Source organism: Variovorax paradoxus, assembly GCF_000834655.1.
Lineage (GTDB): Bacteria > Pseudomonadota > Gammaproteobacteria > Burkholderiales > Burkholderiaceae_C > Variovorax > Variovorax paradoxus_F.
In genome coordinates this window covers 80,265-104,488 of sequence record NZ_JXQQ01000097.1, presented here as the reverse complement: position 1 = coordinate 104,488, position 24,224 = coordinate 80,265, and the positions used below count along the sequence as shown (strand labels likewise).

Genomic DNA, 24,224 nt, shown 5'->3' with positions numbered 1-24,224 from the left:
CGGCGGCAGCGTCAGGCGCAGTTCGAGCGGCGTCTTCACGCCGGCCTCTGCGAGCAGGCGCTTGGCCTTCTCGACGTCGTAGGGGTTCAGCGCGGTCGTGTCGATGTAGCCCGGCGCGCCCATCGCGTAGTGGCTGCCAATGGGCTTGCCGAAACCGTCGGCCGCGCCCTGGATGATGGTGTTGCGGTCCAGCGCCGCCAGGATCGCGCGGCGCACGCGCACGTCGTCCAGAGGCTTCTTGCGGTTGTTGATGGTGAGGATGACCTTGCCGCGCGTGCCCACCTCCAGCACCTGGAAGCGCGGATTGCCCTTGAACTGCGCCACCGAGCGGGTGCCCGCGCGCGGGAAGATGTCGATGTCGTTGGCCATCAGCGCCGCAGTTTGTGCGGCCGTGTCGGACATGAAGCGGAAGACGAACTTCTCGACCTTCGCGAGGTTCGGGTCGCGGTAGGTCGGCGACTTCACCAGCGTGCACGAGGCGCCGCGCTGCCATGCGGCAAGCTTGTAGGGGCCTGTGCCCACGGGTGCGGTCGCATTGGTCTCGGCGCTTTTGGGCTCGACGATGCAGGCGGTGGACTGGCCGAGCATGAACGGCAGGTCGGGGTTCGAGAGCGTGCTGTTCACGCCCACCGTGTACTCGTCGAGCACCACGGTGCCGATCTCGCTGAAGAAGCGCTTGTCCTTGTTCGTGCTCTTGGCGCCGCCCGCCCGATCGAACGAGAACTTGACCGTGGCCGCGTTGAAGGGCTGCCCGTTCTCGAAGCGCACGCCGCGGCGCAGCTTGAAGACGAAGGTCTTCATGTCGGGCGACGACGACCAGCTCTCGGCGAGCATCGGCGTGACCGAGCCGTCGGCGTTGACCTTGGTGAGCGTCTCGAAGATGTTGTATTGCGTGATCTCGGCAATGGCCGAGGCGGCACCGGTGGTCGGGTCCAGGCCCGGCGGCTCCAGCGGCATGCCGATGCTCAGCATGTTCTTGCCCGTCTGCGCCTGCGCCAGCGGGAGAAAGGCGCCCGGGATCGCTGCGGCCATCGCCGTGCCCATGAGGGTGCGTCGCTTCAACATTCGTTTATTTCTCCAGAAGTAAGGGGATGATCCGCGCGGCTCAGGCCGCGGGCGTCTGCAAAACGGCGGACAGCAGCGTCCGCGTGTAAGGGTGCTGCGCGTGGCGGAACAGGTGGCCCGGCGCGCCCTGCTCCACGATCCGGCCCTTGAAGACAACGGCAACGTCGTCGCACAGGTGGTTGACCACCGCGAGGTCGTGGCTGATGAGCAGGTAGCTGATGCCGAACTGCTGCTGCAGGTCCTGCATGAGGTTGAGCACCTGCGCCTGCACCGACACGTCGAGCGCGCTCACGGGCTCGTCGGCGACGATGAGCTTGGGGCGCGTGATGAGTGCGCGTGCGATGGCGATGCGCTGTCTTTGTCCGCCCGAGAACTCGTGCGGGTACTTGTCCATGTCCGTCGTGCGAAGGCCCACCGCTGCGAGCGATTCGGCGGCGCGCTCGCGCTGCTCCTTGCGCGAGACTTCGGCCAAGGCTTCGAGCGGCTCGGCGACGATGCGTGCGACGGTCTGGCGTGGGTCGAGCGAACCGTAGGGATCTTGAAAGACCATCTGGAAATCGCGTCGCGCATTGCGCAGCTCGCTCTTCGGCAAGGTGTGCAAGTCGCGCCCGAGCAGCTTCACACTGCCCGAGGTGGGCGTATCGAGCGCCATCACAAGACGCGCGATGGTCGACTTGCCCGAACCCGATTCGCCGACGATGCCGAGGCTGCGGCCGGCTTCGACCTCGAAGCTCACGCCGTTGAGCGCCTTGACGGTGGGCGGCGGCGCAAAGAGCTTTTCGCGCGGCAGGTCGTAGTGGCGCACGAGGTCGGTCACCTCCAGCAGCGGCTGGGCCTTGGCGGGTCTGCTCATGCGGGGACGGCGCTCTGCGCCGCGATTTCTTCGAGACGGAGGCACCGCACGGCATGGCCGCTCGGCTTCATGGCCAGCGGCGGCTTCGTCGTGTAGCACATGTCGGCCGTGAAGCTGCAGCGACCGGCGAAGGCACAGCCGCGCGGCAGGTCGACGAGCTCGGGCACGCTGCCGCGAATGGTGACCAGCCGGCCGGTGCGCGGCGCACCGAGCACGGGCCGCGCCGCGAACAGGCCGCGCGTGTAGGGATGCGCGCGCTCCGCGAACACGGCCTTGGTGGGCCCGCTCTCGACCATGCTGCCGCCGTACATCACGAGCATGCGCTGCACGCTGTTCGCGATCACGCCGAGGTCGTGCGAGATGAGGATCAGCGCCATGCCCATCTCGGCGACCAGGCTCTGGATGAGGTCCAGCACCTGCTTCTGGATGGTGACGTCGAGCGCAGTGGTGGGCTCGTCGGCAATCAGCAGGTCGGGGCCGCAGGCCAGCGCCATCGCGATGCCGATGCGTTGCCGCTGGCCGCCCGAGAACTGGTGCGGATACGCATCGAGCCGCGAGGCCGCGTCGGGAATGCCCACGCGTTCCAGGAGGCCCAGCGCTTCTTGACGCGCCTGCGCCTTCGAAAGCCCGCGATGCAGCCGCAGCGGCTCGCCGACCTGGCGCGCGATGGTGTGCACCGGGTTCAGCGCCGTCATCGGCTCCTGGAAGATCATGCCGATGCGGTTGCCGCGGATCTGGCACATCGCCTTTTCGGGCAGCCCGACGAGTTCTTGCCCGTCGAGGCGGATGCTGCCGCTCACCTTGGCCGTCGAGGGCAGCAGGCCCATGAGCGACATCACGGTGATCGACTTGCCGCAGCCCGATTCGCCGACGATGCCCAGCGTTTCGCCGCGCTCCAGGGAAAAGGAAATGCCGCGCACCGCTTCGGCCGGGCCGCGCTGCGTTTGCAGGCCGATGCGCAGATCGTTGACTTCGAGAAGTGGCATGGTTCAGCGAGCGCGTGCAAGGCGCGGATCGAGCAGGTCGCGCAAGCCGTCGCCCAGGAGGTTGAGGCCCAGCACCGCCAGTGCGATCGCCATGCCGGGGAAGACGGCCAGGAGCGGCTGCTGGAACATGAGCGTCTGCGCCTCGCTGAGCATGCGGCCCCACGAAGGCTGCGGCGGCTGCGTGCCCAGGCCGAGGTAGGAGAGCGCGGCTTCGGCAAGGATCGCGATGGCGAATCGGATGGTGATCTGCACGATCAGCACGGCAGAAATGTTCGGCAGCACGTGCTGCATCGTGATCGAGAACGACCCCTTTCCGCAGGCGCGCGCGGCAGCGATGTACTCGCGCGACCAGATCGCATTCGCCGAAGCACGCGTGATGCGCGCGAAGGTCGGGATGTTGTAGATGCCGATCGCGACGATGGCGTTGACGATGCCCGCGCCGAACACCGCCGTCATCATGATCGCCGAGAGGATGGCGGGAAACGCGAGCGAGAAGTCGGCGAAACGCATGATCGCTTCTTCGACCCAGCCGCGCCGTGCGGCCGCCAGCAGGCCGAGCGCCGTGCCGACCACCAGGCCGATGCCCACGGCGATCACGCCCACGAGGATGGAGGCGCGCGCACCCACGAGCAGCAGCGAAGCCACGTCGCGTCCGAAGGCGTCGGTGCCGAGCCAGTGCGCGGCCGAGGGCGCCTGCATCTTGTTGGCCATGTCCATGTCGTAGGGCGACCACGGCGTCCACACGAACGACACGAGCGCGGCCAGCAGCAGCAGCGCCGCGAGGACGGCGCCGATGACGAAGCTGCGGTGGTGCAACGCGCGGCGCCAGAAGCCCGGCACCTTGAGCGCGGCTGCGCTGGGAACGTTGGGAGCAACGATGGCGTTCATATGTCGCTCGCCTTGATGCGCGGGTCGATCACGGCGTAGAGCACGTCGACCACGAAGTTCACGATGACCACGAGCGCCGCGAGCAGCATCACGCAGTTGCGTACGACGACCAGGTCGCGGTTGCTGATGGCCTGGAAGATCAGCCGGCCGAGGCCCGGCAGGTAGAACACGTTCTCGATCACGATGGTGCCAGCGAGCAGCTCCGAGAACTGCATGCCCATCACGGTGATGACCGGGATCATCGCGTTGCGCAGCACGTGCAGCCACAGCACCGCACGTTGCGACACGCCCTTGGCGCGCGCGGTGCGCACGAAGTCTTCGCGCATCACTTCGAGCACGGCCGAGCGCGTGATGCGCGCGAGGATCGCGGCCTGCACCACCGCGAGCGACAGCGCCGGCAGCAGCAGCGATTTCACGCCGCTCAACACGCCCTCGCCCCATCCGTCGAAGCCGCCTGCGGAGAACCATTGCAGCTTCACCGAGAACACCAGGATCAGGAGGATCGCGAACCAGAAATTCGGAATCGCGATGCCCACCTGCGTCATGCCCATGAGGCCCACGTCGCCCATCTTGTTGTGGCGCGCCGCGGCGGTCACGCCGACGATGAGCGCGAGCACGGTAGTGAGCGTCATCGCGAGCACGGCGAGCGGCACCGTGAGCGCGAGGCGCTCGAGGATCAGGTCGAGCACCGGCGAGCCGTAGGCGTAGCTGTCGCCCAGGTTGCCGGTGAGGATGCCGCCGATCCAGTGCCAGTAGCGCGTCCACGCGGGCTGGTCGAGGCCCAGTTTCGTGGCGAGTGCGGCCACCGCATCGGGCGAGGCGTCGGGGCCCATGAGCATCTGCGCAGCATTGCCGGGCAGGATTTCCAGGACGAGGAAGACGATGACCGACGCGCCGATCAGCGTGCCGACCAGCGTCGCCAGGCGCTTGAGCAGGAAGAGGCCCATCTATCCGCCCCTATGCCTTGTGCGGCACCGGTTCATCCAATGCAACTGGCGATGGCACGGCCCACGTCGACCGTGTTCGCCGTGCCACCCATGTCGCGCGTGCGCGGGCCTTCGCTCAGCACGGTCTCGATGGCCGAGAGCACGGCGGCCGACGCCTCTGCATACACCGGGTCGCCGTTGCCCAGGTGGTCGAGCATGAGCGCGGCCGACCAGATCTGACCGATCGGGTTGGCGATGCCCTTGCCCGCGATGTCGGGCGCCGAGCCGTGCACCGGCTCGAACAGCGAAGGGAATGCGCGTTCGGGGTTCAGGTTGGCCGACGGCGCGATGCCGATGGTGCCGGTGCAGGCCGGGCCCAGGTCGGAGAGGATGTCGCCGAAGAGGTTGGAGGCCACGACCACGTCGAACCAGTCGGGGTGCTGCACGAAGTGCGCGCACAGGATGTCGATGTGGTACTTGCTCGTGGCGATATCGGGATGGCGCTTGGCCATCTCCGCAAGGCGCTCGTCCCAGTACGGCATGGTGATCGAGATGCCGTTCGACTTGGTCGCTGCCACGAGGTTCTTGCGCGGGCGCTTGCTCGCGAGTTCGTAGGCGTATTTCAGGATGCGGTCGACGCCGTGGCGCGTGAACACGGCCTCCTGGATCGCCATTTCGCGCGGCGTGCCTTCGAAGAGACGTCCACCCACCGAGGTGTATTCGCCTTCGGTGTTTTCACGCACCACGAGAAAGTCGATGTCGCCGGGCTTGCGGTGCGCGAGCGGGCCGGGCACGCCGGGCATCAGGCGTACGGGGCGAAGGTTGACGTACTGGTCGAACTCGCGGCGGATCTTGATCAGGAGGCCCCACACGGCGATGTGGTCGGGCACCTTGTCGGGCGCGCCGACGGCGCCGAAGTAGATGGCGTCGTGGCCCTTGATCTGCTCGTCCCAATCGGCCGGCATCATGAGGCCGTGGCGCACGTAGTGGTCGGAGCCCCAGTCGAAATGATCGAAGCTGAACTCGATGCCGAACTTGCGGCTCACGGCCTCGAGCACGCGAAGGCCTTCGGGCACCACTTCGACCCCGATGCCGTCACCCGGGATGACGGCGATTCTGTGTTTTCCTTGCTGCATCGAATACCTGCTTGAAGACTGTGTCGCGAGCAAGTCTAGAAGCAGGAGTCGTGCCGCTGGATCGGGGTTCGCACGTACTTTGTATTGCAATTATCAGAAGGCGTGACGGACGGCGTCTTCAATGAGGCGTCACTTCAGACGCTCCAGAAAAGCGCCGTCGCCTTCTATATTCAAGAAGGCAAAGACCAGCGCTGCAATGCGCAATCAGGCGCGGATAATTTCAATCCGATGATCGTCAGACCCCGCCCCCACTGGCTTCGCATGCTGTTCGTTTGGCGCGGCTCGGTCCTGCAGGACATCGCGCCGCAACTGCTGTGGACCACCGCCTTCGCCGTGCTCGTGACGGTGCTGCACGGCCGCCTGTTCCAGTGGAAAGTGCCGCTCAACTTCGTGCCGTTCTCGCTCATCGGGCTCACGCTGGCGATCTTCCTGGGCTTTCGCAATGGCACGAGCTACTCGCGCTACTGGGAGGCGCGCACGCTGTGGGGCACGCTCCTCAACGAGACGCGCACATTGGTGCGGCAACTGCTCACCTTGACCGATGCGCCCGCCGGCATCGACCTTCCGGTCGCGCGGCTCATCGCCTTCGTGCATGCGCTGCGTCATCAACTGCGCGGCAGCGACCCCGGGGCCGATCTTGCGCGCCTTCTGCCGGCCGACGACTGCGCACGCCTGGCAGCGGCGCGCTTCAAGCCAGCGATGCTGCTCTTGATGGTGGGCGAGTGGCTGCGCGATCTTCGAAGGCAAGGCCACTTGGCGCCGGCATTGGTCCAGGCGATGGAGGTGCCACTCGGGCGGTTGACGGAGGCACTGGGCGGGTGCGAGCGCATCGCGAGCACGCCGATTCCCTTCACCTACTCGGTGATCATCCACCGGACCATCTACCTCTATTGCGTGCTGCTGCCTTTCGGCCTGGTCGACTCGATCGGACCGATGACGCCGGTGGTGGTCACCTTCATCGCCTACACCTTCTTCGCACTGGAAGCGCTGGGCGCAGAGATCGAGGAGCCCTTCGGCACCGCGCCGAACGACCTGGCGCTGGATGCCATGTCTTGCACGATCGAGTCGACCGTGCGGGAGATGATGGGCGAGCTGCAGCAGGACAGCGGCACGGCCGATGCGTACATGCAGACCTAGGGAGATACGCCGCGCTGCCGGCGCGCTTGGGCGCGAACTGCGCCTTCTTCGTCACCCTCGTGGTGCGGATCGAAGCGATCTCCTGCGCAGCGCATTCGGCATGACGGCGAAACAAGGCGCGTGAAAGTCGATATGCGCCCGAGGCGATTCGCGCAGCCCAGAAAGAGGAAACCCCTCGAAGCTCGAAAGCTGCGAGGGGTTTTATCTGGCGGAGTGGACGGGACTCGAACCCGCGACCCCCGGCGTGACAGGCCGGTATTCTAACCAACTGAACTACCACTCCTGGTAGACAACGTTCACTCCTTGCGGAGCCAAGTGCTGACGACTTGTGCCTGCTTCACTTGCATGAAACTGGCGACCCTACGGGGATTCGAACCCCGGTAGCCACCGTGAAAGGGTGGTGTCCTAGGCCTCTAGACGATAGGGTCAAAACCTTAGGAACCGTGCTGCGATCAGCACTTATCTTCTTCTCGACACTTTTGATGGTGGAGGTAAACGGGATCGAACCGATGACCTCTTGCATGCCATGCAAGCGCTCTCCCAGCTGAGCTATACCCCCATTTGACTTTCAGGCTTTTCTTTTCAGAATTACCGTGTGTCGGTGTCGAGCCTCAAATTATAGACCGAAAAATCAGGCCCTTTTCAAACGCTCCACAACTTTTTCACGAGAAAAGATTGCGAGCACCGAATCGAGGGATGGCGTCTGCGGTGTTCCCATCACGAGGACGCGAACCGGCATTGCCAACACGGGCATTTTCACAGAATGCGCGGCCAGAACTTCCTTGATGGCCGCGGCGATCGAAACTTTTTCCCACGTCACGCTCGCGAGCTTCTCGGCCAGCGTCGCGATGACTGGCTTCACAGCATCGGTGACGTGCTGCGCGCGATCGGCATCGCTGGGCGTCACGTCCGTATAGAACGCAGCGGCCCAGTCGGCCAGTGCGACCGTGGTTTCGCAGCGGTCCTTGAAGAGTGCACAGATGGCAACGAGCCGGTCGTCGGCTTCGATGCCGCGCTTCTTCAGCTGCGATGCCACCAGCGGCGCGAGTTCCGCATCGGCCTTGGCCTTGATGTACTGCGCGTTGACCCACGCGAGCTTCGCCGCATCCCATTGGGCAGGGCTCTTGGAGAGGTGCGAACCGTCGAACCAGCTCACCATCTGCTCGCGCGTGAAGAGCTCGTCGTCGCCGTGGCTCCAGCCCAGGCGCGCGAGGTAGTTCAGCATCGCCTCGGGCAGGTAGCCGTTCTCTTCATAGGCGGTGACACTCACGGCGCCGCGGCGCTTGGAGAGCTTCTGTCCATCGTCGCCCAGGATCACCGGCACGTGGCCGAACTGCGGCAGCGGTGCGCCGAGCGCGCGGAAGATGTTGATCTGCCAGGGCGTGTTGTTGATGTGCTCGTCGCCACGGAACACGTGCGTGATGTTCATGTCCCAGTCGTCGACCACCACCGCGAAGTTGTAGGTCGGCACACCGTCGGGCCGCAGGATGATCAGGTCGTCGATCTCGCGGTTGTTGATGGTGATCTCGCCCTTGACGAGGTCGTTCCACGTCACGTCGCCTTCGGGCGGATTGCAGAAGCGCACCACCGGCGGCACGCCTTCGGGCACGGGCGGCAGCACCTTGCCCGGCTCGGGGCGCCAACGGCGGTCGTACAGCGTCTTCTCGCCGCGCGCGCGCTGCGCTTCGCGCATCTCGTCGAGCTCGGCGGGCGTGCAGTAGCAGTGGTAGGCGGTGCCGGCCGCGAGCATCTGCGCGATGACTTCGCGGTAGCGCTCCAGGCGCTGCATCTGGTAGATCGGGCCTTCGTCGTAGTCGAGGCCGAGCCACTGCATCGACGCGAGGATCTGGTCGGTCGAGTCCTGCGTGGAGCGGGCCACGTCGGTGTCCTCGATGCGCAGCACGAACTCGCCGCCGTGGTGGCGCGCGTAGGCCCACGAATAGAGCGCAGTGCGGGCCGTGCCCAAGTGAAGGAAGCCGGTGGGAGACGGAGCGATGCGGGTGCGAACTTTGCCGGTCATGAAATCGATTCAGGTGTTCAGTGTGCTCAGGCCGCGCGAGAGGTCGGCCGTGATGTCGTCGATGTACTCCAGGCCGATCGCCAGGCGGATCAACCCCTGGCTGATGCCGGCTGCCTGGCGCTGCACTTCGGTGAGGCGTCCGTGCGAGGTCGTACCCGGGTGCGTGATGATGGTCTTGGTGTCGCCCAGGTTGGTGGCGATGCTCACCACGCGCGTGCTGTTGATCACGTGGAAGGCATTGGCGCGCGCGGCTTCGGGCGTGTCGCCGACGACGTCGAACGACACCACCGCCCCGCCCTGCCCCGACTGCTGGCGCATCGCGAGCTCATGCTGCCCGTGCGAAGCGAGACCGGGGTAGTAAACACGCGCGATGCCGGACTGCTGCTCGAGCCATTGCGCCACGGCCAGCGCATTCGCGCACTGCGCCTTCATGCGGATGCCGAGCGTTTCCATGCCCTTGAGCACGACCCATGCATTGAACGGCGACAGCGCCATGCCGGCGGTGCGCACGATCGGGCCGAACACGTCGACGATGAGCTTCGACGGACCGCAGATCGCACCGGCCATCACGCGGCCCTGGCCATCGAGGTACTTGGTGCCCGAATGGATGATGAGGTCGGCGCCCAGCTCGACCGGCCGCTGCAGCGCAGGCGTGCAGAAGCAGTTGTCGACCGCGAGCAGCGCACCGGCGCCATGGGCCAGGTCGGCAAGCGCCCTGATGTCGCAGACCTCCGTCAGCGGATTGGTCGGCGTCTCGGCGAACAACAGCTTGGTGTTCGGCTTCACCGCCGCGCGCCATTCGGCCACGTCGGTCTGCGAGACGAAGGTGGTCTCGACGCCGAACTTGGCGAACTCCTTGCCGAACAGGTTCAGCGTGGAGCCGAACACCGAACGCGAGCAGATCACGTGGTCACCGGCCTTGAGCAGGCCCATGCACATCATGAGGATCGCGCCCATGCCGGTCGACGCGCCGATGGCCGCCTCGGTGCCTTCGAGCGCAGCCAGGCGCTGCTCGAAGCTGGCCACCGTCGGGTTGGAGGTGCGCGAGTAGGTAAAGCCTTGCTCGGTGCCGGCAAAGCGGCGTGCCGAGGTCTCGGCATCGGGCTGCACGAAGCCGCTGGTCAGGAACAGCGCTTCGGAGTGCTCGCCGTGCTGGCTCGGCGCCAGCCCGGTGCGCAGCGCGAGCGTGTCGCGGTGCAGTCCGGGCGGCAGGGTTCGTTCGTCGGTCACTTCAGCTCTCACTCGCTGTGATTGGGGAGTGCGAGGCGCGAAGAATCTTCTTCGGTCTCTTCGATGCGGGGGCGGTTGCCGTTCATGCGCGAGATGGCATCGGTGTCGATATCTCCGGTCACGTACACGCCGTCGAAGCAGGAGGCATCGAAACCGTCGAGCTTGGTATTGAGCGACCCGATGGCGCGCTTCATGGCATCGACGTCCTGGTAGATCAGCGCATCGCAGCCGATCAGTTCGCGGATCTCCTCGACGGTGCGGTCGTGCGCGACCAGTTCGTCCTTGGTCGGCATGTCGATGCCGTAGACGTTGGGGTAGCGCACCGGCGGCGCGGCGCTCGCGAGGTACACCTTGCGGGCGCCGGCGTCGCGCGCCATCTGCACGATTTCGCGGCTGGTGGTGCCGCGCACGATGGAGTCGTCCACCAGCAGAACGTTGCGGCCCTTGAACTCGCTGGCGATCACGTTGAGCTTCTGGCGCACCGACTTCTTGCGAACGCCCTGCCCCGGCATGATGAAGGTGCGACCCACGTAGCGGTTCTTCACGAAGCCTTCGCGATACGGCACGCCCAGAAGGTGCGCGAGCTGCGTGGCGCTCGGGCGGCTCGATTCGGGGATCGGGATGATCACGTCGATCTGGTTCGGCGGCACCGTGGAGACCACGCGCTTGGCCAGCGTCTCGCCCAAGTTCAGGCGCGCCTGGTAGACCGAGATGCCGTCGAGCACCGAATCCGGGCGAGCCAGGTACACGAATTCGAAGATGCAGGGGTTGAGCGTCGGCGCCTCGGCGCATTGCATCGAGTGGACCTTGCCTTCCAGGTCGATGAATACCGCTTCGCCCGGGTTGATGTTGCGCTCGAACACATGGCCCGAGCCTTCGAGCGCGACCGATTCGCTGGCCACCATGACGGTGCCGTCCTTCTCGTTGCGGCCCATGCACAGCGGGCGGATGCCGTACGGATCGCGGAAGGCGAGCAGCCCGTGGCCGGCGATGAGCGACACCACGGCGTACGAGCCGCGCAGGCGCTTGTGCATGTTCTTGACCGCGGCGAACACTTCGGCCGGATGCAGCGGCACACCGCGCGACGAGCGCTCCAGCTCGTGCGCGAGCACGTTGAGCAGCACTTCGGAATCGCTCTCGGTGTTGGTGTGGCGGTGGTCGGTGGAGAACAGCTCCGAACGCAGCGCGTGCGCGTTGGTCAGGTTGCCGTTGTGCACGAGCACGATGCCGAAAGGCGCATTCACGTAGAAAGGCTGCGCCTCTTCCTCGCTGTAGGCGTTGCCGGCGGTCGGGTAGCGCACCTGGCCCAGGCCCACGTTGCCCGGCAGCGCGCGCATGTTGCGGGTGCGGAACACGTCGCGCACCATGCCCTTGGCCTTGTGCATGAAGAACTTGCGTTCCAGCAAGGTCACGATGCCGGCCGCGTCCTGGCCGCGGTGCTGCAGGAGCAGCAGCGCGTCATAGAGCAACTGGTTGACGGGTGCGTTGCTGACAACGCCGACGATTCCACACATGAGCGATTCCTTCAGGGCAGGTAGCTTGCCAACTTTTCAGGCAGCGCGGGTTTCAGGCCCTGCAATGCCGCATCGAGAACACCGGCACTGAGCGAGTCGCGCCACCAGGCACTGTCGCTCAACACCAGCAAATGAACAACGACTGCCAGCACGAGCAGGGCCACTGCACCCCGCGCCGCACCGAAGGCAGCTCCCAAAATCCGGTCCACGGGCCGAAGGCCCACCACGGTGATCAGCTTGCGCGTGAGGGCCGCCACGAGCCCCGCGCCGAACGCCACCGCCACGAACACCAGCACGAAGGCCAGCGGATAACGCCACGCGGCTTGCGGCTCCCCGAACGGCAACCATGCCGCCACATCGGAAGCCAGCCACTGGGCGGCGATGAAAGCAGCCACCCAGCCCACCAGCGAAATCACTTCGAACACCAGGCCCCGCATGAGGCCGAACAGCATCGACAGCACGATGAGCGTGACGGCGATCCAGTCGAGCAATGCCACGGCAACAGGCGCGTCGTGTCTACAACGTGAGGATCGCGGCCGACAAAGACAAGCCCTTGACCTTCTCCGCCGCCTTGTCCGCCTCGGCACGCGAAGCGAAGGGGCCGACACGCACACGCGTGCGCTCGCCGTCGGCCGTCTTGGTCACGTGAACGTAGGTCTTCAGGCCGGCGCGTTCCAGCTTCTGGCGGACTTCGCGCGCCTTGTCGGCATCGGCGAAGGCGCCGACCTGCACGATGAAGCGGCCTGCGGCCTCGTCGGCTGCGGCCGGCTTGGGCGTTGCGGCGGCGGCTGTGGTCAAGGGCTTGCCTTCGAGCAGCGCACGTGCGCGGGCGCCATCGTCCGCGGAGGCGGCGGGCTTGGGTTCCGGCTTCGGCTTTGCTTCCGGCTTGGGCTTGGGTTCCGGCTTGACTTCGGGCTTGGCCTCCGGCTTCGGCTTGGCCTCGGGTTTCGCTTCGGGTTTGGCCTCGGGCTTCGGCTCGGGCTTGGGTTTGGACTCGGCGGCAGGCGGCGTGCTGGCCACGGGCTTGCCGGGGTCGATCACGGTGCCGTCGGCGGTCTCGGTGATCATGCCGCCGGCCGACGAGGCGGCCGCGACGCGGGAGCTGTTGTCGGGCGCAGCCGGTGCGCTGCTCGTTGCGGGCGGCGTTGCCGGTGCGGCAGGCACGGGCAAAGGCTTGACCTTGTTGCGGTCCGGAATCTCGATGGGGATGTCGACCGACACGGGCCGCGGCTGGGTGTCGAACAGCAGCGGGAAGCCGATCACGCCCAGCAGCACCAGCACCGCCGCGCCCAGCAACCGATGGCGCGCGCGCCGACGCATGGTTTCGACACTTTCCGCGGGGACTGCCGCCGGGGCGTTGCGTCCTTCGTTGCCTTGTGGGCCGCGCGTGCGGAACTTGAAAAACGCCATGAAGTTCGATCCCTGAAGGAGTGCAGCGAGGTGATGCCAGGTGGTGCGGTCGACCTGTCGGTCAGCCGCCCGGCGACAGGTGTTTGGCTTGCAGCCGGGGGGTGCCGTTTTCGAGCACGCCACCCACGGTGAAGAACGATCCGAAGACCACGATTCTATCAGCGGGGTCTGCGTGCCCGATGGCTGCGCGCAACGCATCCATCGGGCCTGGATGCACGCTGCCGGAGGCGTCGGCGCGTGTGTTCTGTGCCTGCCAAGCGGCGAGCAGATCGGCCGCCTTGGCCGCGCGCGGCGTGGGCAGGTCGGTGAAGTACCAGCGGTCGATCATCGGCCCGATGCGGGCGAGGATGGGGGCGAGGTCCTTGTCGGCCATGACACCGAACACGCCGTGCGTCGTCGGGAAGAAACCCATCGCGTCGAGGTTCTCGGCCAGCGCAGCGACCGCGTGCGCGTTGTGCGCCACGTCGAGCACCAGCGCGGGCTCGCCCGGCACGATCTGGAACCGGCCCGGCAACTCGACCATCGCGAGCCCGTTGCGCACCGCCTGCGCCGTGATCGGCAATTGCGGCCTTAGCGCCTCGAGCGCCGCGAGCACGCCCGCGGCGTTGATGAGCTGGTTGGCGCCGCGCAGCGCCGGATAGGCCAGCCCGCTGTAGCGCCTGCCGCGCCCCGACCAGCCCCATTGCTGCTTGTCGCCCGAGACGTTGAAGTCGGTCCCGAAGCGCCAGAGATCGGCGCCGATGGCGTTGGCGTGGTCGATCACGCTCTGCGGCGGCATCGGGTCGCTCACGATCGCGGCTTTGCCGGCGCGCAGGATGCCGGCCTTCTCGAAGCCGATGCTTTCGCGGTCGGGACCGAGGTATTCCATGTGGTCCAGGTCGATGCTGGTGATGACCGCGCAGTCGGCGTCGATGATGTTCACCGCATCGAGCCGGCCGCCGAGGCCGACCTCGAGGATCGCCACATCGGGCTTTTCCTGGATCATGCAGTGCAGGATGCCGAGGGTGGTGAATTCGAAGTAGGTCAGGGGCATGTCGCCGCGGACCTTTTCCACCACTTCGAAGCTCGCTATCAATTTGGAAGCATCGGCCGACTCGCCCTTCAGGCGCAGCCGCTCTTCGAAGTGGACGAGATGGGGGGACGTGAACACCGCCGTGCGATAGCCCGCATGCGTGAGGATCGATTCGAGCATGGCGCAGGTCGAGCCCTTGCCGTTGGTGCCCGCGACCGTGATGACGGGGCAGCCGAATTTCAGGCCGAGGCGCCCGGCCATCTCCTTGGCGCGTTCGAGGCCCAGTTCGATGTTCTTGGGATGGAGTTGCTCGGCGCGCGCGAGCCAGTCGTTAAGGGTTTCCATGGAGGCCGGCATTGTCGCCGACCCGCCGGGCGCGGCATCATGGCGGCCATGACAACCCTATACGGCATCCCGAACTGGGACGAAAGGGCCCCATAACGGGGCATAACCGCGCATCCGTTTTCAACGCTTCTCCGAGTGGGAGGGGCTAAAAAGCAACGGACGGCTCATAACCGTTCCTAACCGCCGATTAGCCCGCGCTCTAGCGACTCGCCTAGCGGCCCCCAACCGTACACACTAAACGTCGGTGTGAATCCATAGACGACAGCCAATTCATCCACTCAGAATTCGTTGTCGGGCGAACGTTTTGATTCGCCACTACCGGAAGCCCGACATGACCAACTTCATCCTCACTCTCTCCACCGGCACGCAAAAGGTCGCCGCCACCAAGTACAAGACCGCGCCGCGTTCGGCCCCGTTCGTCGCCACGCTGGACGGCAAGCCCGCCGACGCATGGACCACGGAAGGCCGGGGCAGCGCCTACATCTACTTCAAAGACGGCGCCACGCTGTACTACGTCAAGGTGCTCGCCACCGACACGGTCGCGGCCAAGACCAGCCTCGTGATCGAGACCGAGGGCTACACGCCAAAGGTCGCTAAGCCCAAGACCACCAACAGCCGCACTCGGAAGGTGGTGAAGGCATGAAGCGGATGCATTTCACCGAGGCGAACGTCCGGGCTCTCAAGACCGATGGCGAATACGCCGACGATGAGGTCCAGTACCTGCGCCTTTACGTTACGGCCGGAGGCACCGCCAAGAAGTGGGGCATTTACAAGTGGATCGCCGCCCGGAAGCACGCGGTTCGGCGGTCACTGGGTGACTACATCGACCTGCCGGTGGACGAGGCTCGCCAGAAGGCCAAGGAGATATACGCAGCCCTCAAATATGAGGCCAGCGCGACACCTAAAGCTGTGACCACCACGCTCGGCGCGGCGCTGGATGAGTACACCGACTCGCTTACCTTGAAAAAGCGGAAGCAGCCGCGGTGGGCTGATGAAACGTTCCGCCGAGAAGGCGTCTATGACGACTGGCTGGAACGCCCTATGGGGAATATCACGGCCATCGAGTTGGAAGGTCGCCAGAGCAAGATTACAAAAGAACGCGGCCCTGCTGCGGCGACCCGAGCGCTCAAGAGCTTCCGGGCGGTCTACGCCTATGCGATTCGGCGCAAGCTGTATCAGGGCGACAACGTCGGCATGGACCTTGAGCTGATCGAGTCTGAGCCACGCGACCGAGTTCTGAACGACCGCGAGCGTGGGCAAGTGCTTGCGGCGCTGGAGACGGACGAATTCAAGTTCACGATCTGGCGGCCTTTCTTCAGGCTGCTCCAACTCACCGGCGTTCGCTGGGGAAACCTTGCCGCGGCCAACTGGAAGGATGTAGACCTTGAAGCAGCGATCTGGACGATCCCGGGCTCCGAAAGCAAGATGAAGAACGTCATGCGAGTCCGGCTGCGCGCTGAGGCGGTGGAGTTGTTCCGGGAGCAGGTCGGCAAGGACAAAACATGGGTCTTCCCGAGCCCCAAGAAAAGCCGCAGCGGTCACATCACGGAACCCGGATATGCGTGGTTGCGCGTGCTCGAAGCGGCAGGGATCGAGCACGCCACGCCTCACGATCTGCGCCGGACGTTCGGGTCAGTTCTGCTGCGCGGGGGCGCGCCACTGGAAGTGGTGAAGGAAACGCTGGGCCACCGGAACATCCAAACCACCGAACGGCACTATGCTTTCATGGATGACCTGACCGTGCGCAAGTACCTGGATGGCATTTCCGGCTAGTCATCCAGCGCCGGAAGCCGTGGCTAGGTCAGTTCTTCAGCTTGCAGGCAGCTACCGAGGTGAAAACTGGCCGGCCAGAGTTCGTGTCTTTGATCTTAAGAAGCTCGGCAAGTGAATTGAGACACCTCAATTCAGTCTTAGAGGAGACGACCACCGGCACGCCGAAAAGCTCATCACGCAGCACCCCCTCGTATGGGAGGATCGAGGCCACGCTCGTTTCCGAGCAGTTGAACTTGATCCCGTTCATCGGTGCGCCTTCAGCAACTTGCTTCTTCGATGCCTCGTCATAGGTTCGACAAAGTTCCGATGTGGCAAAGGCCACCTGAACTATCGGGTCTGCGCCCATCGTGAATCTCATGAATTTCGCGCCCTCATTGACCTGCGCTAGCCCACCGACGCTCAAGAGCGACACGAATCCTGCTATTAGCAATTTCTTCATCATCTTCTCCTTTTGTAATCGCGGATCGTAAGTTGAAGGGTTTGGATGCCGCTAGTCCCATACCCGCCATGCTTCAGACTTCAAAAGCTTAAAAGGAGTGAGTGAGATGGACAAAATCCCCGTACCTACCGACAACATCTTCAAGTTCTACGCGCTATTTGGGCTGTTGCTATTCGTTTTCGGAGTCGGCGCGATCATCGCCCTTCAGCGCAGCACAAATGATTATTTGTACCGCTCTACGATTGACCTAGAGACCGTCAAAGCAATCGCGCAACCGACTCCACCTGACGTCGCCAAGCGCGAGCTGCTCGGGAAACTCATCGTCGTGGCCAAGAGCGACAAAGACTTTCTTGGACACTGCCTGTCAGCTATCGCGGCTTTGGGATTCTGGCTCGGCGTTTACGGCTTCTACAAGTGGCACAAAGACGTTCAGCCTGTACAGGATGAGATGCTGCAACTGCAGGTGGAGAAGCTCCGGCGTGAAGTGGCCGCGTTGTCCCCGGTCCCTATTCCGCCAGTACCCTACGCCGCCGAGAGTCAGGCCAAAGGTTCGCCGGATCAATCTCACGGCGCAGGTATTTGATCTTGATGTTCAACGCCGTGTCGGGGTCAAGCCCAACATAGCAGCAGTGATGGATAAACGTGGGGCTGAGCACATAGTCCAGGTCATCGTCTCGCAACCCCTGCAGGACTACCGCGAGCATCAGTTCCTGACACGCCTCGATGCGCGTGTTCGGAAGCCCGGCCTCTAGGGGAGCCCCGCGACGCTCGGGGCTACCTACCCCCTTCCCCTCGGATTTCGACGCTGCAGCGGCACGGATTTCTGGCTGCACAGGCGGCTCTTCGGGCGATAGCCCCGGGCCGGTACCCGCGAGCGCGTCGAATTTTGGGGAGAACACCGTTGAACCCTCAATGAACGCGGGGGGAGATCGAATCGACCTGTGCAGCGCTCTCCGCGAGCCCCGGCGCGTGGTGAATGATCGTCATGAACTTCGGGTCGAAGCCATCCCGGTCCAGCACCACCAGCGACGACAGAAGCGCTTCCCCTACTGCTCCAGCCTTATCAGTCGCATCGAGCCGATGGAGCGCCGAGACCCATGACCCATCGGGGTTGGTTCTCGTCGGCTCGGCCCAGTAGACGCCCTCGGCATCGTGGTACAGGTCACTGCGGCAGAGTACCCCCGACACTAGGAACGCGCCGAGATACGCAACGTGGGTTAGCTCACCAGCGGGCGTCTTCATCGGCGCTATCTCGCTTTGCCAGCCTCGCTGCAACCTGCGCGGCTGTGTCGTTGATCGCCGCGCGCTCCAGATCAGGGGCGCGCTCATTCGGGTTGTGGATCTGATTCGTCCAGACCGCACGCGCCGGGCGTTCGATCTGTCGGCGCGCTTCGACCAATCGATTGGCCTCCGCGATCATCCATTTCTGGAGGTCGGCTTGCGACATGCCAGCGGCCCGCTTCGACTGCACCCGCTCGGCCTCATCGTCTCGCGCATCGATGGCCGCATTGAGAACATCAGTTGCGCGGAGCATCTTGACCTCCTTGGGCCGCCATCGCGCGCCCGATCTGCGAAACCAATTGCTGGCCCACCTCGGAAATGCGATCCTTGAACTGCGGATGTTGTTGAGCGAACTTGACCAACCACTCCGCCTGTTTGTGAGGGGCCATGTCGATCAGTACGTTATAGACCCCGGGGGCCAGATCGCCGCGAAGCCCCTTGACCATGAGCCCGACCCCAGCGCTGGAATAAAGCGCGGCGGCAACCGCAGCGGGGGCTGCGTGTCCAGCAAGCGCCGCTCCCCCGCCGCCTATCGCCAGCGCCCACAGCGCACGTCCGGCCGTGCCGCTGTCAGGGATCGTGCTTGGGAGAACATTCTGGCCCGCCCGATTCAGTGCGCTAGGCGCCTGATCGAATTTGGACGCACCACGGTTGAGTTGGCGAGGCGTGAACTGCCCGGATGCGGTCTTGTCAGCCGCGCTGACGATGGGGAGCAAGTGTCGGTACGCGGTGCGCGCCTGACCCAATGTTTTTGTAGCCTCCGGCGTGAGCCCCTCCACCGTCTCGCGCAGGGCGGATTGGAGCGCATAGAACGCCTCCCCAAGCGAGTGATCCGAAGGGTTTTGCGACTTGGTGAACTCCCGGGCATAGTGACCAATCTCGCCATCAATGCGATTGGCAATCTCGCCCGGGATCGCGCCGCCCCGCTGCGTCGCCTCCTGAGCGGTAGGCAGAATCTTTCCCGACACATAGCGCCGAATCAGCCCGCCTTGCTCGGTCGTGAGCAGCGGGATGTTGTCGATGTCGTCAAGCGCTTTGACGAGAGCCTGCTTGACGATTTGCGGGCGGATGACCGTCTGGGGCAACACCTTGTCGTAGGTACTCGAAATGATGCGCTGGGCCTGTTCGACAGCATCCGCGCCGGAGCCCTTCACGGCCACGCCGAGCGGCCTCAACGCGGCGTTGATCTCGGCGTTGCCGTACTCGCTGAGCGAGCGATTGCGAGCGTATTTGAGTGCATCACCCACGAGGGGTAGCGAGGTTGCCGCATCCTCAAGGCGGCGAACGGTACTGCCGATGGGACCATCCCCGAACAGCTGGCCCGGTGTTGGTCGTACACCTGCATCCACCAGCGCTTGCGCATCTTTGGAGATCAGCGATTTACCCAAGCCGATCGCACGCCCCAAGACCCGCCCGCCGACAGCGCCGGCTGCACCCCACTTCGCTGCGTCGGCTGCTTCTCCGGGAGCAGCCGTTGCGGCGGCGTAGCCGGCATTCGCCCCAACATCGCCAATCAGGCCCGAGAGCCCTTGGAGCGCTTTGGGCAGCGCCATCCGAGCGCCTTGGGCGAGCTTGGCGCTAGCCCCTGCGATTGGCACCGCGGTGAGAGCGAGTTCAGGCAGAACGCGCCCGACACCAGCAGCGGGGCCAGCGGCGCCGTATGCCTTGTTCGCCTCCAAGGACTCAGGGCTGACGTATGCGCGGGCATCTCGGGCCACCGGATGATCGCTGGGTACAGGCGATGCAGGACCGGCGACCACCTCTTTGTCCAGCGAATCGACCATGTCGCGGACACCCTTGCGAGCGCCCACCGCCACGTCGCGAACCACACCGCCGAGCTTTTCAGCGAACCCACCGGCAAACTGGTTCTCCAGAGTTTGGCGGAGCGTCGGCGCTTGACTGCGACCCTCGTTGGAGTAGTTCTCGCCGGGGGCGTCGGTGTAGGTCTTGGCGGGGAACTGCTTGCGCAGGACGGACGCGATAGCTGCGTCATCCATGCTGTCGGGAAACTCGCCAATGGAGCCGTTGGGCAACTCGACTTCGCGCATCGGTTACTCCAACTTGCCCGTGGCCGGGTTGAACTTCATGCGAGGTTTCGGGGCGTCTTGCTTCTCTGCCGCAGTTTCCACAGCTTGGCGGATACTCGGTCCCGCGCTCGCGGGCCGACCCGTGGGCGATGCATAAGACGACGGATCGGAGGCGCGCTCCATGAACTTGCGGACCTGCTTGAGCGCGGCAAGCCGCGTGCCAACAGGCTTGGAGCGGTCGCCGAGGTTGCCGACCTGCTCCTTGTAAAACTGCAAGTCCTTGTCGGAGGTCGCACCGCCGAGCCGTGGCACCTGGCTCGTAAGCGTGGAGGCGATCTGATCGAGCCGCGCAGCCGCCTTTGCGCCATCGGTGGAGATACCTGCGGCCCCCGCGATGGTGTCCCGCAGCGAGCCAGCCGCCGAGCCGGTCGCCATCGGCAACAGGCGCTCGGCTTCGTCCAGATCGGAGAGCGCCTTTTTGGCGTTGGAGACCTTCTCGCCCTGCTCTTGCCGCTCCTTCGTGATGCCTGCTGCTTCACGACCTACAGCGCCGAGGGGGAACTGTTCGCCCGTCAGCTTGTTAACGCGCACCGCGTTCCCCTGTGCGTCCTGAACGATCTGGTAGTTGCTGGCCTTGTCGGCCCCGCCTCCACCGCCACTCGCGCGTACAGCGGTCGCTAGCGTGCGCCGGAGGTCGTTGGAGTTCTCAGCCAGGTCGCGGCGCAACTGATCGTTGCTGGCATCGTGTTCGCGCTTGTATGCCAAATCTTCCTGCTGTTTGCGCTGGGCCTCAGCGATGGCGGCAGCACGCGCGTCCTTCTTGTCGGCCCGGTTCGCGATGCGCTCGGGCTCGTTGATGGTCAGGTCTTTGGCGTAGTCGGTCATCAGCGAGCGCAACGCTGGAATCTGCGCACCCTTCTGCGCCCACGCCAACTTCGCCTGAATTGGGGCGGTGTCGGGGGGCTGCTGCGCCATGTGCTGCTGAACAGCGCTCGACTCGACCAAGTCGTAGCCGGTCTGGTCAGCCTCAAGCCCCTTCTTCTGGATCGCCTGCGCGATCTGCTGCGCGACGGGGGTCAATTGCTGCGAAAGGGATGGTTTCACGTAGATGCCTGAGACCATCTGCCCTTGAGGGGGCATCGCGTTGCGAGCAGCTTTCGCGGCCTCGCGCAAATCAGCCTCGCGGTCGCGAAGCTGGGCTTGTCGACGCATCAGCGCTTCGTTGCCGAAGCTGGCGGGGAGTTCTTCATAGGTGGACATGGTCGGCTCCGGCTAGTCGGCGTTGTGAACGGTCACCGCCGCCGCGATCTGGTCGCGCAGCGTGGGTTCGGTCAGCGGTCGGTCGGCATCCGTGGTCATCCGCTTCTGCAAGTCATGGGTGATGCCCTCGTCCTCGATGCGCTGGCTGAGCTCACGCATGTGCCGCATCACTTCGGGGTTGTTCGCGCGATCCGGGCGGTGCGTGTCGCGGGGGGCGAACGGAGTGGCGAGGCCGTACCTGTTCGCAACGGTGGGCTCAGCGGTCGCGTTGTTGATCGCGTCGGGCCGGGCACGATCACCGTTCTCAGCGCGCCTGAACTGCTTCAGGTCGCGGACAAGGTGTGCCCGTTGCTCGGGCGGAAGCGCGCGGGCTCGGAACACGACGCCGGGATTGCCGAAGAACGCCAGCTCCTCGTCAGAGGTGTAGTTGGGGGTGAAGCTCATTTGGAGTCCTTCCAAGGCTGAGGTGCGCCCTCGGCGCGGGTGCGTCCAGCGGCCTTGTCGAGTGCGGCACGCGGAAGCGAAGAAACATAGGTGGGCTCGGGCGCGGCGTCCCTGCTGAGCTTGGTGAAGTGCTCAACCTCGCGCATCGAGATGCCGAAGCTGCGGGCCATCTCTCGGGGCATGTCTACGTAGCCGCCTGCATTCCAACGACGCATCTTTTGCTCGTCTGTCAGGGGCTCGTAGTCGGGGTGGGTCCTGTCGAAGCTGCGGCGCTCCAAGTCGCGGGCTGCGTCGTCCTCTGGCTTGGCGCGGGGCTTCGCCGAGAGCAGTGCAGCTTGCAGCGTCGTGAACCCGGGAGAAATGTTCAAGTCCGGCTTGCGAAGTGGCAGGTGGACCTTGCGCAGATGCGGGAAGTGCCGATCCATGGCGGCTTCGTCCAGCGCAAATGCCTCAAGCAGGAAGCCCTGCGCCTTGCGGGCGTGGTACTCGTACCGTGCGAGCAGTTCGTCCACCTGCTCTGCCGTCAGTGATGCAGAGCCTATGCGCAGAACACCGAACCCCGATTTCTCTGGCTCTGAATTGGGAGGCGAACTACAATTCATTACAACGCCCTAATTCCGAAAAGTCTATTTTCCCGGAATTAGCGCCGCCTATAAAGAAATAAATAGCAATGGGCTATTAGGATTTCTACCTAATTGGAGAGTTTTGTGGTTTTCGAGACATATTCAAAAAGACAAAAACGTCTGCGCGGCGAAGCTCACGAATTCTATACATACGATAGTTTCCCGCCCCAATTTTTGATACAGGTTGGCTATCTGATTATTGAAGGGCTTGGAAACCACGGAGCTAGCAGCGAGTCAATGCAAGCCCACGCGTATATAGTCCAAACATTGCGGGAAGAATACGGCGTTGCGGAACTAGTGGGCGACGCGGGGTTTATCTCAAGATTGGAAGAACTACTCCAATTCATGAACCTTGCGACTTCATTTGAGCACACACTAGATGTAATCGAACTTGCGTTTCAAGTAATTGATACTAGTGCCCGCTCATTTTTGTATCGCGGGCGAGCCCAATCTAGCAAAATATGCGACAAAGCGATTGGCGACCTAAATATCAGGTTTAAAGAGCACGGATTGGGTTATCAATTCACAAACGGCGAAATAATTCGGATCGACTCAGAATTAATCCACGTAGAGGTAGTGAAGCCCTTGTTGAGCCTGCTCAATAAGCCGTACTTCAAAGGTGCGGAAGATGAATATCTAAGTGCGCACGAACACTATCGCCATGGGAACGGCAAAGAAGCGTTGAACGATTGCCTGAAGTCGTTTGAGAGCTTGATGATGGGGATTTGCGACAAACGCGGGTGGGCCTATGGACAAAAAGACACGTCCAAAGCGCTCATCGATATTTGCCTTAAGAACGGGCTGATTCCCGATTTCTGGCAGTCGCAGCTTGGTGGACTTCGATCAATGCTTGAGGGGGCGATCCCTACAGGCAGGAACCGGCTGGCTGGTCACGGGCAAGGCGCCGATCCGACTGAAGTTCCAACGCACCTTGTTTCGTACATGCTCCATATGACCGCCTCAACGTTGAAGTTTTTGGTGGAGGCCGATGCTGCGATGCCGTGAGTGGTGTGGATTCCGGTGCAGGCTCCGCAAGGGCTGTCAATGACATGCTCACCCACCCCCACCCGCCGTATTTGCCACACATGCAGCCGGTTCATCATCAGCAGGCCATGCGAGCCCACCTCTCCCGCTGCCGGCACACGGTCCTGGCCCTGTCGCAGCAGGTGCAGCGCCTAGCCTTATAGGCCTACGCCCGGTCGCCGTCGCAGCCGTCCGGCTCACCCGGTATACCCCCTCGGTATAGCGTTGTCAGTGCAGATCAAGGACTTAGCGCTGCGTGGCTAGACGGTGAGCTAGGCCGCGCTAGTGCGAAGCGATTAAAGGCCCGTACGCGCGTTATTCCGGTTCGGGCGGGGGTAGTAGCGGATCGCCGGAATCTCGCGGCGTTCCAAGCGCTGGCAAGCGGGGATCGGCATGCTTAATCTCGGCGTCTTCCGCGAGGTCGCGGAATTTATAGGCGTGCCGCTGGGCCGTGATCCAGGGCATATCGTCCAGCCGAATGTTGTTGTGAACCGTGATCGGCTCCGGCGCGATGCTCTTGGCCAGCACCTTATCCAGCAGCGCGGGGTTCTTCTTCAGGTACTCGACACCGCCCAGTTCTCGATAGGCCACCAGTGCGTCTTTGCTTAGCTGCTCGCGGAGGGAGACCTGCGGTGCCTCAGGATCGAAAACGGCGGGTGGGGGCGGCTCTACCACGGCCACCGACTCCGGGCGCGGCGTACCAACTTCTGCAACCGTGCAGAGGCCATTGTTTACGTCTTCAATTTTCCAGTATTTCACTTCGCACTCCAATTCACGGGGGACACCACTGCAGGGGCGGGAGGGTCGGGTAGGGTCGGGTAATTTCTATTGT

At 64.1% G+C, this 24,224-nt stretch carries 25 protein-coding genes and 3 tRNA genes; 5 read left to right on the top strand and 23 right to left on the bottom strand.

Features of this window, described 5'->3' with window-relative positions:
- From RT97_RS28375 to RT97_RS28350, 6 genes are all read right to left on the bottom strand, one after another.
- A partial coding sequence (locus RT97_RS28375) for an ABC transporter substrate-binding protein (protein WP_042582202.1) occupies window positions 1-1,065 on the bottom strand: 1,065 nt, incomplete at its 3' end.
- 40 nt (window positions 1,066-1,105) lie between these two features.
- Complete coding sequence (locus tag RT97_RS28370) at window positions 1,106-1,918, bottom strand: ATP-binding cassette domain-containing protein (RefSeq protein ID WP_042582190.1); 813 nt, start codon at window positions 1,916-1,918, stop codon at window positions 1,106-1,108.
- The gene (locus tag RT97_RS28365; RefSeq protein ID WP_042582189.1) at window positions 1,915-2,904 is read right to left on the bottom strand and encodes an ABC transporter ATP-binding protein; all 990 of its coding nucleotides are present in this window, start codon (window positions 2,902-2,904) and stop codon (window positions 1,915-1,917) included. The genes RT97_RS28370 and RT97_RS28365 overlap by 4 nt, the downstream gene beginning before the upstream one ends.
- Window positions 2,905-2,907: 3 nt before the next feature.
- Window positions 2,908-3,792, bottom strand: a complete 885-nt coding sequence (locus RT97_RS28360; protein ID WP_042582188.1) for an ABC transporter permease — start codon at window positions 3,790-3,792, stop codon at window positions 2,908-2,910.
- Window positions 3,789-4,739: an ABC transporter permease gene (locus tag RT97_RS28355; protein WP_042582187.1), complete on the bottom strand. Its 951-nt coding sequence runs from the start codon at window positions 4,737-4,739 to the stop codon at window positions 3,789-3,791. Before RT97_RS28355 ends, RT97_RS28360 begins: the two co-directional genes overlap by 4 nt.
- A 32-nt stretch (window positions 4,740-4,771) precedes the next feature.
- Window positions 4,772-5,854: a tartrate dehydrogenase gene (locus RT97_RS28350; protein ID WP_042582186.1), complete on the bottom strand. Its 1,083-nt coding sequence runs from the start codon at window positions 5,852-5,854 to the stop codon at window positions 4,772-4,774.
- A gap of 228 nt (window positions 5,855-6,082) precedes the next feature.
- Between RT97_RS28350 and RT97_RS28345 the strand changes: the two genes are divergently transcribed.
- A complete protein-coding gene (locus tag RT97_RS28345; protein ID WP_042582201.1) occupies window positions 6,083-6,991 on the top strand; it encodes a bestrophin family protein in 909 nt (302 codons plus the stop codon).
- Window positions 6,992-7,197: 206 nt separating this feature from the next.
- On the opposite strand, the gene RT97_RS28340 is transcribed toward RT97_RS28345, so the two are convergent.
- The 9 genes from RT97_RS28340 to folC form a co-directional block, all read right to left on the bottom strand.
- Window positions 7,198-7,274, bottom strand: a tRNA-Asp gene (locus tag RT97_RS28340).
- 69 nt (window positions 7,275-7,343) lie between these two features.
- A tRNA-Glu gene (locus tag RT97_RS28335) sits at window positions 7,344-7,419 on the bottom strand.
- Between the two features lie 55 nt (window positions 7,420-7,474).
- Window positions 7,475-7,550: transfer RNA gene (locus tag RT97_RS28330), tRNA-Ala, on the bottom strand.
- A gap of 72 nt (window positions 7,551-7,622) precedes the next feature.
- On the bottom strand, window positions 7,623-9,011 hold the full coding sequence (gene gltX, locus RT97_RS28325; RefSeq protein ID WP_042582185.1) for a glutamate--tRNA ligase: 1,389 nt from the start codon (window positions 9,009-9,011) through the stop codon (window positions 7,623-7,625).
- Between the two features lie 9 nt (window positions 9,012-9,020).
- On the bottom strand, window positions 9,021-10,241 hold the full coding sequence (locus RT97_RS28320; protein WP_042582184.1) for an O-succinylhomoserine sulfhydrylase: 1,221 nt from the start codon (window positions 10,239-10,241) through the stop codon (window positions 9,021-9,023).
- Window positions 10,242-10,249: 8 nt separating this feature from the next.
- Window positions 10,250-11,755, bottom strand: coding sequence for an amidophosphoribosyltransferase (gene purF / locus RT97_RS28315; RefSeq protein WP_042582183.1), 1,506 nt, complete (start codon window positions 11,753-11,755; stop codon window positions 10,250-10,252).
- Window positions 11,756-11,766: 11 nt separating this feature from the next.
- Window positions 11,767-12,252 (bottom strand): CvpA family protein, encoded by a 486-nt coding sequence (locus RT97_RS28310; RefSeq protein WP_042582182.1) that lies wholly within the window; start codon window positions 12,250-12,252, stop codon window positions 11,767-11,769.
- A gap of 19 nt (window positions 12,253-12,271) precedes the next feature.
- Window positions 12,272-13,165, bottom strand: a complete 894-nt coding sequence (locus RT97_RS28305; RefSeq protein WP_042582181.1) for an SPOR domain-containing protein — start codon at window positions 13,163-13,165, stop codon at window positions 12,272-12,274.
- A 61-nt stretch (window positions 13,166-13,226) separates the two neighbouring features.
- Window positions 13,227-14,534, bottom strand: a complete 1,308-nt coding sequence (folC, locus tag RT97_RS28300) for a bifunctional tetrahydrofolate synthase/dihydrofolate synthase (RefSeq protein ID WP_042582180.1) — start codon at window positions 14,532-14,534, stop codon at window positions 13,227-13,229.
- A gap of 319 nt (window positions 14,535-14,853) precedes the next feature.
- Between folC and RT97_RS28295 the strand changes: the two genes are divergently transcribed.
- Window positions 14,854-15,165, top strand: a complete 312-nt coding sequence (locus tag RT97_RS28295) for a hypothetical protein (protein ID WP_042582179.1) — start codon at window positions 14,854-14,856, stop codon at window positions 15,163-15,165.
- Window positions 15,162-16,295: a tyrosine-type recombinase/integrase gene (locus RT97_RS28290; RefSeq protein ID WP_080898463.1), complete on the top strand. Its 1,134-nt coding sequence runs from the start codon at window positions 15,162-15,164 to the stop codon at window positions 16,293-16,295. Before RT97_RS28295 ends, RT97_RS28290 begins: the two co-directional genes overlap by 4 nt.
- A 28-nt stretch (window positions 16,296-16,323) precedes the next feature.
- On the opposite strand, the gene RT97_RS28285 is transcribed toward RT97_RS28290, so the two are convergent.
- The gene (locus RT97_RS28285; RefSeq protein WP_155403919.1) at window positions 16,324-16,734 is read right to left on the bottom strand and encodes a hypothetical protein; all 411 of its coding nucleotides are present in this window, start codon (window positions 16,732-16,734) and stop codon (window positions 16,324-16,326) included.
- Window positions 16,735-16,840: 106 nt separating this feature from the next.
- Here RT97_RS28285 and RT97_RS28280 point away from each other — a divergent pair, with 106 nt between their 5' ends.
- Window positions 16,841-17,317 (top strand): hypothetical protein, encoded by a 477-nt coding sequence (locus RT97_RS28280; protein ID WP_052810780.1) that lies wholly within the window; start codon window positions 16,841-16,843, stop codon window positions 17,315-17,317.
- Window positions 17,318-17,643: 326 nt separating this feature from the next.
- On the opposite strand, the gene RT97_RS28275 is transcribed toward RT97_RS28280, so the two are convergent.
- From RT97_RS28275 to RT97_RS28250, 6 genes are read right to left on the bottom strand one after another with little or no spacing between them, the layout of a single operon-like run.
- A complete protein-coding gene (locus RT97_RS28275; RefSeq protein WP_042582176.1) occupies window positions 17,644-17,976 on the bottom strand; it encodes a hypothetical protein in 333 nt (110 codons plus the stop codon).
- Window positions 17,957-18,268 (bottom strand): hypothetical protein, encoded by a 312-nt coding sequence (locus RT97_RS28270; RefSeq protein ID WP_042582175.1) that lies wholly within the window; start codon window positions 18,266-18,268, stop codon window positions 17,957-17,959. The genes RT97_RS28275 and RT97_RS28270 overlap by 20 nt, the downstream gene beginning before the upstream one ends.
- Window positions 18,252-20,063, bottom strand: coding sequence for a hypothetical protein (locus RT97_RS28265; protein ID WP_042582174.1), 1,812 nt, complete (start codon window positions 20,061-20,063; stop codon window positions 18,252-18,254). Before RT97_RS28265 ends, RT97_RS28270 begins: the two co-directional genes overlap by 17 nt.
- A gap of 3 nt (window positions 20,064-20,066) precedes the next feature.
- Window positions 20,067-21,302 carry a hypothetical protein gene (locus RT97_RS28260; protein WP_042582173.1) on the bottom strand — a complete coding sequence of 412 codons (1,236 nt, stop codon included), beginning with the start codon at window positions 21,300-21,302 and terminating at the stop codon, window positions 20,067-20,069.
- Between the two features lie 12 nt (window positions 21,303-21,314).
- Window positions 21,315-21,746 carry a hypothetical protein gene (locus tag RT97_RS28255; RefSeq protein WP_042582172.1) on the bottom strand — a complete coding sequence of 144 codons (432 nt, stop codon included), beginning with the start codon at window positions 21,744-21,746 and terminating at the stop codon, window positions 21,315-21,317.
- Window positions 21,743-22,258, bottom strand: coding sequence for a hypothetical protein (locus RT97_RS28250; protein ID WP_042582171.1), 516 nt, complete (start codon window positions 22,256-22,258; stop codon window positions 21,743-21,745). Before RT97_RS28250 ends, RT97_RS28255 begins: the two co-directional genes overlap by 4 nt.
- A gap of 195 nt (window positions 22,259-22,453) precedes the next feature.
- On the opposite strand from RT97_RS28250, the gene RT97_RS28245 reads away from it, so the two are divergent.
- Window positions 22,454-23,374 carry an STM4504/CBY_0614 family protein gene (locus tag RT97_RS28245; RefSeq protein ID WP_042582199.1) on the top strand — a complete coding sequence of 307 codons (921 nt, stop codon included), beginning with the start codon at window positions 22,454-22,456 and terminating at the stop codon, window positions 23,372-23,374.
- 333 nt (window positions 23,375-23,707) lie between these two features.
- Here RT97_RS28245 and RT97_RS28240 read toward each other — a convergent pair whose 3' ends face one another.
- A complete protein-coding gene (locus tag RT97_RS28240) occupies window positions 23,708-24,151 on the bottom strand; it encodes a hypothetical protein (protein ID WP_155403918.1) in 444 nt (147 codons plus the stop codon).
- Window positions 24,152-24,224 lie beyond the last annotated feature (73 nt).

Excerpts from the sequence above, each read along its gene's own strand:
- RT97_RS28260 (WP_042582173.1), bottom strand. The coding sequence starts at position 21,302 with ATGTCCACCTATGAAGAACTCCCCGCCAGCTTCGGCAACGAAGCGCTG.
- RT97_RS28285 (WP_155403919.1), bottom strand. The coding sequence starts at position 16,734 with ATGAAGAAATTGCTAATAGCAGGATTCGTGTCGCTCTTGAGCGTCGGT.
- RT97_RS28370 (WP_042582190.1), bottom strand. The coding sequence starts at position 1,918 with ATGAGCAGACCCGCCAAGGCCCAGCCGCTGCTGGAGGTGACCGACCTC.
- RT97_RS28305 (WP_042582181.1), bottom strand. The coding sequence starts at position 13,165 with ATGGCGTTTTTCAAGTTCCGCACGCGCGGCCCACAAGGCAACGAAGGA.
- purF (WP_042582183.1), bottom strand. The coding sequence starts at position 11,755 with ATGTGTGGAATCGTCGGCGTTGTCAGCAACGCACCCGTCAACCAGTTG.
- RT97_RS28280 (WP_052810780.1), top strand. The coding sequence starts at position 16,841 with ATGGACAAAATCCCCGTACCTACCGACAACATCTTCAAGTTCTACGCG.
- folC (WP_042582180.1), bottom strand. The coding sequence starts at position 14,534 with ATGCCGGCCTCCATGGAAACCCTTAACGACTGGCTCGCGCGCGCCGAG.
- RT97_RS28290 (WP_080898463.1), top strand. The coding sequence starts at position 15,162 with ATGAAGCGGATGCATTTCACCGAGGCGAACGTCCGGGCTCTCAAGACC.
- RT97_RS28365 (WP_042582189.1), bottom strand. The coding sequence starts at position 2,904 with ATGCCACTTCTCGAAGTCAACGATCTGCGCATCGGCCTGCAAACGCAG.
- RT97_RS28265 (WP_042582174.1), bottom strand. The coding sequence starts at position 20,063 with ATGCGCGAAGTCGAGTTGCCCAACGGCTCCATTGGCGAGTTTCCCGAC.
- RT97_RS28360 (WP_042582188.1), bottom strand. The coding sequence starts at position 3,792 with ATGAACGCCATCGTTGCTCCCAACGTTCCCAGCGCAGCCGCGCTCAAG.
- RT97_RS28275 (WP_042582176.1), bottom strand. The coding sequence starts at position 17,976 with ATGAAGACGCCCGCTGGTGAGCTAACCCACGTTGCGTATCTCGGCGCG.
- RT97_RS28270 (WP_042582175.1), bottom strand. The coding sequence starts at position 18,268 with ATGCTCCGCGCAACTGATGTTCTCAATGCGGCCATCGATGCGCGAGAC.
- gltX (WP_042582185.1), bottom strand. The coding sequence starts at position 9,011 with ATGACCGGCAAAGTTCGCACCCGCATCGCTCCGTCTCCCACCGGCTTC.
- RT97_RS28350 (WP_042582186.1), bottom strand. The coding sequence starts at position 5,854 with ATGCAGCAAGGAAAACACAGAATCGCCGTCATCCCGGGTGACGGCATC.
- RT97_RS28255 (WP_042582172.1), bottom strand. The coding sequence starts at position 21,746 with ATGAGCTTCACCCCCAACTACACCTCTGACGAGGAGCTGGCGTTCTTC.
- RT97_RS28355 (WP_042582187.1), bottom strand. The coding sequence starts at position 4,739 with ATGGGCCTCTTCCTGCTCAAGCGCCTGGCGACGCTGGTCGGCACGCTG.
- RT97_RS28345 (WP_042582201.1), top strand. The coding sequence starts at position 6,083 with ATGATCGTCAGACCCCGCCCCCACTGGCTTCGCATGCTGTTCGTTTGG.
- RT97_RS28295 (WP_042582179.1), top strand. The coding sequence starts at position 14,854 with ATGACCAACTTCATCCTCACTCTCTCCACCGGCACGCAAAAGGTCGCC.